Source organism: Streptomyces pactum (genome assembly GCF_002005225.1).
Classification (GTDB): Bacteria; Actinomycetota; Actinomycetes; order Streptomycetales; family Streptomycetaceae; genus Streptomyces; species Streptomyces pactum_A.
The window spans coordinates 101,152-109,698 of sequence record NZ_CP019724.1 but is presented as its reverse complement, the minus strand read 5'-3'; the positions used below and the strand labels follow the sequence as shown (position 1 = coordinate 109,698).

Below are 8,547 nucleotides of genomic sequence, written 5' to 3'. Positions count from 1 at the left end.
CCGCCCGGGCACATGGCTCATGGCCGCCGTTGGGATGGCTGCGCGTCCTGGACCTGACCCGGCTGCTGCCGGGTGGCTTCGCCACCCAGGTCCTGGCCGATCTGGGCGCGGACGTGGTCAAGATCGAGCCCTCCGGCGGGGATCCGCTGCGCGGGGCCGCGCCCGAGACGTTCGCGGCGCTGAACCGCAACAAGCGGTCGGCGGTGCTGGACATCGTCCGGCCCGAGGGACGAAGCGCCCTGCTGGACCTGCTGCCCGAGTACGACGTGGTGGTCGAGAGCTACCGGCCCGGTGTGCTGGACCGCCTCGGCCTGGGCTTCACCGAGCTGCGCCGTGCCAACCCGCGAACGGTGCTCTGCTCGCTGTCGGGCTTCGGCCAGTCCGGCCCCTACGCCGGGCGTCCCGGTCACGACGTGAACTTCCTCGCGCTGTCCGGATTCTTCGCGGTGCCCAACCGGCCGGGAGGCCGCGTCGACCGGCCCGGCGTGCGCGTCGGCGACCTGGCAGGCTCGATGTACGCCGCGCTCTGCGTCGTGGTCGCCGCGCAGCACGCGTCCGTCACCGGAGTCGGCCAGCACGTCGACGTCTCCCTGCACGAGGCGGCCGCGGCCTGGGCCGGACCGCTCGCGCTGCCGGCGCTCAACCTCGACGACCCGGCCGACAGCCCCGTACTGACCGGCGACAACGACGTGTTCACCACGCGCGACGGCAGCCGACTGTCCTTCGCCACGTTCGAGGACAAGTTCTGGCGCGCCTTCCGCGACCGACTGGCGGACGAGTTCCCGGCGCTGACCACCGATGCCTATGACCGCCGCGCCGACCGCACCCGGCACAAGGACGCGGTGTCCGCCCTGCTCGCCGAGGTCTTCGCCGCCCGGGACCTCACCTGGTGGGCCAAGGTGCTAGGCGAGCTGGACGTGCCCTGGGCGCCCGTCTACGAGACGCCGCAGGACATCGTCGACGACCCCCATGTCCGGGCCAGGAACCTCGTCGCGACCGTGCCGGGCGGCCCCGACGAACAGCGGTGGCACCAGGTCCGCTTTCCGGTGCTGTTCGACGCGGGACTGGACTCCCACCGTGCACCCGCACCCGCACTCGGCGAGCACACCGCCGAGGTCCTCGCGCCCACGGGACCGCGCTCATGACAGGAAAGGCCGAGATGCCCACGTCCCCCACGGACGCCGAGCCACGACTCGGAGAGATCCTCGCCTCCGCCGACCGGGACACCCGGTACGGCGAGCTTGCGGCACGAACGCCCGTGACCCGCGGCAGGTACGCCGGCGATGTCGAGGTCTGGCTGATCACCGGCCACGACGAGATCGTCACGGTGCTCAACGACGTCCGCTTCAGCAGCGATCTGACCGGGCAGGACCGGATTCCGCTGCCCGGCGCGGGGCTGCCGGACGACTTGCGCACCGCGTTGACCTCGACACTCGCCGCGTACGACCCGCCCGACCACACCAGACTGCGCCGACTGGTGTCCCACGCGTTCACCGCCCGTCGGGTGCAGCGGCTGCGGCCGCGCGTCGAGCACATCGTGGACGCCCTGCTCGCGGACCTGCCCGCCCACGCGGACGCCGCCGGCACCGTGGACCTGATGGAGCACTTCGCCCACCAGTTGCCCGTCCTGGTCATCGGTGAACTGCTCGGACTGCCGCCCGAGGACCAGCAACAGTGGCGTACCTCCGCAGAGGGACTCACCAGCGGTGATCCGGACAGGGTCACCACCGACGCCCGGAACCTCATCGCATACATGCGCAAGGCGATCGCCGAGCGCCGCGACCCGCAGTACGCGGCCGATGACCTGCTGACGGCATTGGTACGGGCCCGGGACGCCGGTGACCGGCTCACCGAGGACGAACTCGTCTCGACCGCGCTCGGCATCCTGCTCGCCGGACACCGCACCACCGCGCTTCTGGTCAGGACCATGGCCGTCCTCGTGCTCACCGGAGCGCTGCGACCCGGTGCGGCGGGGATCCCGGACCTGGTGGAGGAGACCCTGCGCCGTCACGGGCCCGCCGAGATCGGCACCCTGCGCTTCGCCCGGGAACCGGTCGAGTTGGCCGGGGCGACCATCGAGCGCGGAGACCTGGTGCAGGTGGTTCTGGCGAGCGGCAACCGCGACCGTCGCCGGTTCACGGACCCCGACGCCATCGACCCGGCCCGGCCGGACAAGGCGCACCTGGCCTTCGGCCACGGGATCCACTACTGCCTGGGCGCCGCCCTCGCCCGGACCATGGCCGAAGTCGCACTGGCGGCCCTGTTCCGGGTCGCGCCGCGGCTGACGCTGCACCGGGACGTTTGCCTGCAGACCACCGACCCGCGCTCGACGGCCCTGTCGGTGCGAATGGCGACCGAGCAAGAAGACAACTGAGAAGAGATCAAGGAGCCCATGATGACGAATCCGTTCGACGACCCGGACGGCACCTTCTACGTTCTGGTCAATGACGAGGGACAGCACTCCCTGTGGCCGACATTCGCCGACGTCCCGCAGGGGTGGAACGTCGTGCATGGTGAGGCGGACCGGCAGTCCTGCCTCGACTACATCGAGGAGAACTGGACTGACATGCGCCCCAAGAGCCTGATCCGCGCCATGGAACAGTGACTCGCCGCGGACTTCGAAACCGGGGTGGCCCGTGCAACGGACCCTGAGTGCACGCCAAGATCCATCGCGCCACCGTGACGCGGGCCGACCTCCACCACGTCGCCTCCATTCCGTCCGGAGCTGACATGGCCTGGCGTCCCCGATGCTCTGGGTACGCCAGGCCCCTCCGCGCAGACGTACTCCGAGTAAGAGCATCGGGCCGCAAGACAGAGAGGTACCCCCAAGCGGAAGCCTCCTGCGGAGTCCCTGAACCTGCGGGGCGCCTCGGCGGCACCGTGAGCTCTACGGGACCTCAGGTGTCGCGACCGGCAACGGATGAGACTCACGTCGGCTATCCGGGGCGGTATCGGCTCCGGCGCTCCCGGGACGAAGGCGTCCGGACAGGCACTCGCCGGTATCGGCGGGGAATCACAGCAGGGGTGGAAGCCGAAGCCGTCTTTGTAGGCGGGTGCGGCCTGGTCCCTGTCGGAGTGGAAGGTGATCAGCGCGGCGTCGTCTGCCGCCCGGCTGAGGATGTCAGGCGCCGACCATGTGCACGCCCCCGTCGACATGGACGATCTCGCCGGTGGTCTTCGGGAAGAAGTCGGACAGCAGGCCGACAACGCCGCGGCCGGCCGGTTCCGCGTCCTTCAGGTTCCAGGACAGGGCGGAGCGCTTCTCCCACGCCTCGGCGAGGTCGCCGAAGCCCGGGATGGACTTGGCCGCCATGGACAGGATCGGGCCGGCGGCGACGAGGTTGCAGCGGATGTCCCGGTCACCCAGGTCGCGGGCGAGGTAGCGGTTGGTGGATTCCAGCGCGGCCTTGGCGACGCCCATCCAGTCGTAGTGGGGCCAGGTCAGACTGGCGTCGAAGGTCAGGCCGACCACCGAGCCTCCCCGGGGCATGAGCGGCAGACAGGCCATGACGAGGGCCTTGTAGGAGAACGCCGACACCTGCACGGCGGTCGCCACGTCGTCCCAGTCCGCGGCGAGGAAGTCGAAGACGTCTCTGGGGCCGAAGGCGACCGAGTGCACGATGCCGTCGAGGGTGGTGACGTGGTCGCCGATCCTGGCGGCGAGACCGTCCAGTTGCTCCGGTGACGTCACGTCCAGTTCGATGACCGGGGCGGGCTTGGGTAGCTGCTGGGCGGTGCGTTCCACCAGTGAGATCCGTCCGAACCCGGTGAGAACGACCTCCGCGCCCTCCTCCTGGGCGACCTTGGCCGCGTGGAAGGCGATGGACCGCTCTGTCAGCATGCCGGTGACGAGGATGCGCTTGCCGTCGAGTATGCCGCTCATGGCCCTACCAATCCGCCGCCCGGCCGGGCGGCTTCGTCACGGAAGACGGGCGGTGTCCGCACGGTCCGCGGCGTCCGCAGTGCCCGTACGGTCCCCGTCCACGGGGGTGCCGGTGGTCCGGTCCCCGAGCAGCAGTACCGTCGCCGCGAGCAGTGCCATGGCCGCGCCGATGACCAGGAAGAGCATGCCGGGGCCGTGGGCGTCCAGGACCGGGAGCAGGATGAAGGGGAGCGCGGCAGCGCTGAGCTTCGACAAGGAGTACGCCGCGCCCGAGGCCGTCGCCCGGAAGGCCGTGGGGTACTGCTCGGCCAGGTACACGTGGGACACGTTGGAGAAGATGTTGCTGCAGAGGGTGTAGCAGAATCCGAACGCGACGACGAGCGCCGCGGAGTCCGCGTAGGCGAATCCGGTGCCCGTCGCCACCATGGCCGCGGCGACGACACCCACCAGCGTCTTGCGCTCGTACCGGTCGATGATGGGGAGCGAGAGCGCGGAGCCGATGGGGTAGCCCAGGAAGGACAGCGCGATGAAGCCGAGCCCGGACACCACGTCGTAGCCCTTGGCCGCCAGGATCTGTGGTGCCAGCGCGCCGAAGCCGTAGTAGCCGAAGACGGAGAGGACGCTGAAGGTCCACAGCATCGTCGTACGTCGGCGGTAGTGCCTGCTGAAGACGGTCCGCAGCCGCGGCCCGCGCTCGGAGCGGGCTAAGGCGGGACCGTGCGGGCGCGGTGCCGGGCCGGCGAGAGGGCGCCGGCCGAGGGGCATCTTGGACTCCATGCTCGCGACCAGGTGCTCCGCCTCCTGCACGCGCCCGTTGGCGGCGAGCCACCGCGGTGACTCGATCAGCCGGCGGCGCAGGAACCAGACGACGACGGAGCCGAGCGAGCCGATGACGAACAGCCAGCGCCAGCCGTCGATGCCCAGCGGGCTCAGCGGCACGAGCCACATCGCGGCGAAGCCGACGGCGGGAACCCCGCAGAAGGCGAGTGTGTAGGCCCACGCCGTGTACCGTCCCCGCTTCGACGCCGGGAGCATGTCCGCGAGGTAGCAGTCGGAGAGGGCCTGTTCGGCTCCGATGCCGATGCCCGCCAAAAACCGCATCACGATCAGCCACACCGCGTTGGGAGAGAAGGCCGCGAGCAGCGAGAAGCCGGAGTAGAGCGCCAGGTTGACGAGGAAGGCGCGGCGTCGGCCGAACCTGTCCGCGACCTTGCCCAGGGCCAGCGAGCCGATGAACTGGCCGACGAAGGCGGAGGCCAGGACCAGTTTCAGCGTCGTACCGTCGAAGGCGAAGTCGTCCTGGAGGACTTTGGAGATGGTGCCGGCGAGGTTGTTCTCGAAGGTGTCGAAGAGCAGGCCGATGCCCACCACCGCGGTGAGCTGCCGGTGGGTGGAAGTGATCGGCATCCTGTCCAGCCGGTCGCCGATCGACGCCGCGGCGGCGGCTCCGTCCGCGCCGCTCTCCCGGGGTACGGCGGTCCTGGGCATCAGTGGTACGGCTCCTCGTCTCGCCTGTCGCTTCTTCTCGCCTCTTGTGCCGTGTCCCGACGTCGGCAGGTCCGCGACCCGCCCGGTCCGGGCCGTGATCGCCGACCGGTCTGGGGCTCGCCGGCCGGTCCGCCGTCGGGGGCCCGTCCGGGGCCGGCGTGCTCGGTGGCGTGCCTCAGGCGGCACGCCGCGCGAGCGCCTGCTCGACCTCGTTCCGTCGCACGGGTGCGCTCACCTCGTGGAGAAAACCGGCCACCTCCCGGTACGAGGCCCAGAAGCCGACCTCGTGGTAAGGAACGCCGCGCTCCGCGCAGTACTCGCGGGTCAGTTCCCGGGCACGGGGCAGGTTCTTCTGCGCCATGGAGGGGAACAGGTGATGCTCGACCTGGTAGTTGAGGCCGCCGTACAAGAAGTCGACGAGACGCGAAGGGCGGATGTTGCGCGAGGTGAGCACCTGGCGCTCCAGCCAGTCCAAGGTCTCCTCGTCACCGTCGCGGACCTCCATGCCCTTGTGGTTCGGGGCGAAGATCATGCCGAAGTAGAGGCCCTGGGCGAACTGCTGCACGACGATGAAGGCCACGGCGAGCAGCGGGGAGAGCACGGTGAAGGTCAGCGTCAGGTAGATGGCCGCGCGCAGCAGGATCAGCGCGCCTTCGAGCACCGGGCGCTTGGTCTGGCCCCGGGCGATCACCTTGATCGCGGTCTTGCTCATCTTGAGGGCTTCGAGGACCAGCAGGACAAAGAACAGGACGCTCTGGTACCGGACGATGAACCGCTTGATCCCGTGCCGGCTGGGGTACTGCTTGAGATCGAAGATCGCTGTACGACGGCCGATGTCCGGGTCCATGTCCAGGTGGTTGGGGTTGCTGTGGTGCCGGTTGTGGTGGTTGACCCACCAGCCGTAGCTCGACCCGTTGATCAGGTTGGCGTGAATGTAGCCGACGGCGGTGGCGAGCCGCTTGTCGCGGAACATCGCCTTGTGGCCGGCGTCATGGAACATGTAAGCGCACTGTGTCCCGCACAGGCCCATCCACACGGCCACGACGAGCTGCCACCAGGAGTCGCCGAGCAGGAAGAACGCCGTGAAACCGGCCGCCAAGAGAAGCGTGTTGAGCGCCAGGCGGCCTATGTAGTAGCGCGGGTCGAAATCCAGCAGGCCCTCGGCCTTCACCCGCTTCAAAAGCTCGGCGAACGTTGCGGAGGCGCCCACGGGCTGCGGAGCCGGAGACGCGCGGCGTGCGTCGAGGGACTCGGCCACGCTGTTCTGGGAGGGGATGTGCGGTGATGACATACGGTGCACTCCTTGGGTTGATCTGTCCAGTAGCGAGGCGGTGGCAAGGCAGCCGTGCCGGGATCAGGAGGGCGTGCGGGGGAGAGGCGGGAGCCACGGGGTGGCATCGTGGCCTCGCCCGCGCGTGAGCCGCGGCACTACGGTGCGTCGCGTCTGGTTCCGAGCCGACGTGCTGCCCAGCCTCGCCTACCGGGCTGATGCGGTTCTGACACTGGACTGACCGGGGCGGCGCGGCGCGGCGCGGGTCAGGCCGCTGACGCCTCTTCGGCCAGACGCCGGTCCAGGGTGAGCAGGACGGCGTCGGCGTCGCGCGCCAGCGCCGTGTCGTCGGGGCACCCCATGATCCGCATGAGGTGCTCGACCATCGACTGCCGGAGCTCGTCGGTACTGAGAGACGCGTAGGACACGGTCTTCCCTTCATGGCTGGAACGGAGAAGTGGTTCCTTGCTACGGAGCCTCAGAAGGCGTTGCTTGCCCGGAAGATGTGGGCGAAGCCGGCGAGCGAGGCCTGGTTCTCGAACGCGACGTACTCGGGGATGAGGACATCGGCGGCCCACTTCTTCTTGTAGGCAAGCTGCGTCTGCGCGGGGTAGAGAGCGGCGCCCTGGTCCCACAGGAAGTGCATCAGCCACTGGAACGCGGGGCTGTGGCCCGGGACCTCGTGGCTCGCGTCCAGACCCGTGAAGGGCGTGAAGCCGAAGTGCAGCCACTCCACCCCCTCGCCACGGAACACCTCCAGCGCGTGGGCGTTGATGGCCTCCATCAGCCCGGGCGAGCCGTCCGGAATGCGCCGGCTCAGGTCGTGCATCCAGCCGGCGCGGGATCCGTAGACCGGGGAGTAGGAGATGTACGCGACCGGGGCGTCGTCTATGGTGCCGACGAAGAGCCGGCGGTGCGCCTGCATCGGGCCGCCGATCTGGCCCACCAGGAACTCCAGGGGGCGGGCGCCCTCGCCCTTCGAACCGAGCCACGCGCGGTCGACGACCGCCAGACCGTCCTGCCACTCCGCCGCCTGGACCTCCTGGATCTTCAGACCGTTGCGGTGCGCTCGGGACACCTTATTGCGTAGCTGCATGAACCGGGTGCCCCGCAGCGTGAGGTCCGGGACGCGCACCGCCCAGGAGGCCCCGATCTGATTGACCGTGAAGCCCTGACGCACGTAGGCGTCGGTGTCCTCGCGCTGGAGCTGCACGGCGACGAGGGTGAGGTCCCTGTCACGGACGTGGGTGACAAAGCGCTCGAGGAGTGCGTCGTACGATGCCCTGTCGGCGAAGGGGCCGCCGAACTGCACGGCGTACCGTCCCGTCCTCCGGAACGAGATCACCCCGTTCAGCCCGGGGACGCCGAACGTTTCGTTTCCCTCGTTCACCGCGAGAAATGAACTGGAGTTGTCGGCGGGATTGTACTTCTGCACGGCCAGGAAGGCCGGACTCTCGATTTCCGTCGCGGACACGCTCACGCTCCCTCTCGGTGGGACTGAACCGAGGGAATTAGAGCATCGAACGGCTCGGCGCCGGAAGAGTGTTCCCCGGAGGCGTCGGAGGTACGTCAGCCACATGTCAGACTCGTATCAGCGACGTCTGTCAGTGTTGTTCACAGGAACGGCCCGGCAAACGCCGGTCAGCTCCTGGAGAGGTGCCCGGAGTGGTTTATCGGGGGCCTGAGCTTCGGCTCGACGGTCGGGTCCTATGGGCCCACGCAGGTTCGAATCCTGCCCTCTCCGCAGTCCCGCCGGTTTATCGGAGCGGGTTTGGGAGAGGTGCCCGGAGTGGTTTATCGGGGGCCTGAGCTTCGGCTCGACGGTCGGGTCCTACGGGCCCACGCAGGTTCGAATCCTGCCCTCTCCGCCGTTTTCTCGCATGATCTCCAAAGCCCCCGCTCCTCG

The 8,547-nt window shown here is 69.3% G+C and carries 8 protein-coding genes and 2 tRNA genes; 5 read left to right on the top strand and 5 right to left on the bottom strand.

Annotated elements, in window-relative coordinates:
• Window positions 1–29 precede the first annotated feature (29 nt).
• Genes B1H29_RS00455 through B1H29_RS00445 form a run of 3 tightly spaced genes read left to right on the top strand, consistent with a single transcriptional unit; the run spans window position 30 to window position 2,605 of the window.
• Window positions 30–1,145, top strand: a complete 1,116-nt coding sequence (locus B1H29_RS00455) for a CaiB/BaiF CoA transferase family protein (RefSeq protein WP_055422259.1) — start codon at window positions 30–32, stop codon at window positions 1,143–1,145.
• 14 nt (window positions 1,146–1,159) lie between these two features.
• Window positions 1,160–2,374 carry a cytochrome P450 gene (locus tag B1H29_RS00450; protein WP_055422260.1) on the top strand — a complete coding sequence of 405 codons (1,215 nt, stop codon included), beginning with the start codon at window positions 1,160–1,162 and terminating at the stop codon, window positions 2,372–2,374.
• A 21-nt stretch (window positions 2,375–2,395) separates the two neighbouring features.
• Window positions 2,396–2,605 carry an MbtH family protein gene (locus tag B1H29_RS00445; RefSeq protein ID WP_279636571.1) on the top strand — a complete coding sequence of 70 codons (210 nt, stop codon included), beginning with the start codon at window positions 2,396–2,398 and terminating at the stop codon, window positions 2,603–2,605.
• 516 nt (window positions 2,606–3,121) lie between these two features.
• Here the strand turns inward: B1H29_RS00445 and fabI are convergent.
• The 5 genes from fabI to B1H29_RS00425 form a co-directional block, all read right to left on the bottom strand.
• The gene (gene fabI / locus B1H29_RS00440; RefSeq protein WP_055422262.1) at window positions 3,122–3,883 is read right to left on the bottom strand and encodes an enoyl-ACP reductase FabI; all 762 of its coding nucleotides are present in this window, start codon (window positions 3,881–3,883) and stop codon (window positions 3,122–3,124) included.
• Window positions 3,884–3,919: 36 nt separating this feature from the next.
• Window positions 3,920–5,371 (bottom strand): MFS transporter, encoded by a 1,452-nt coding sequence (locus B1H29_RS00435; RefSeq protein WP_055422263.1) that lies wholly within the window; start codon window positions 5,369–5,371, stop codon window positions 3,920–3,922.
• A 175-nt stretch (window positions 5,372–5,546) separates the two neighbouring features.
• A complete protein-coding gene (locus B1H29_RS00430) occupies window positions 5,547–6,662 on the bottom strand; it encodes an acyl-CoA desaturase (protein WP_079159913.1) in 1,116 nt (371 codons plus the stop codon).
• Between the two features lie 245 nt (window positions 6,663–6,907).
• Window positions 6,908–7,069, bottom strand: coding sequence for a hypothetical protein (locus B1H29_RS37875; RefSeq protein ID WP_159027748.1), 162 nt, complete (start codon window positions 7,067–7,069; stop codon window positions 6,908–6,910).
• Window positions 7,070–7,119: 50 nt separating this feature from the next.
• Window positions 7,120–8,115 (bottom strand): DUF2156 domain-containing protein, encoded by a 996-nt coding sequence (locus B1H29_RS00425; protein WP_055422264.1) that lies wholly within the window; start codon window positions 8,113–8,115, stop codon window positions 7,120–7,122.
• A gap of 176 nt (window positions 8,116–8,291) precedes the next feature.
• Between B1H29_RS00425 and B1H29_RS37870 the strand changes: the two genes are divergently transcribed.
• Window positions 8,292–8,385, top strand: a tRNA-OTHER gene (locus B1H29_RS37870).
• Between the two features lie 30 nt (window positions 8,386–8,415).
• Window positions 8,416–8,509, top strand: a tRNA-OTHER gene (locus B1H29_RS37865).
• The last annotated feature ends 38 nt before the right edge of the window (window positions 8,510–8,547 follow it).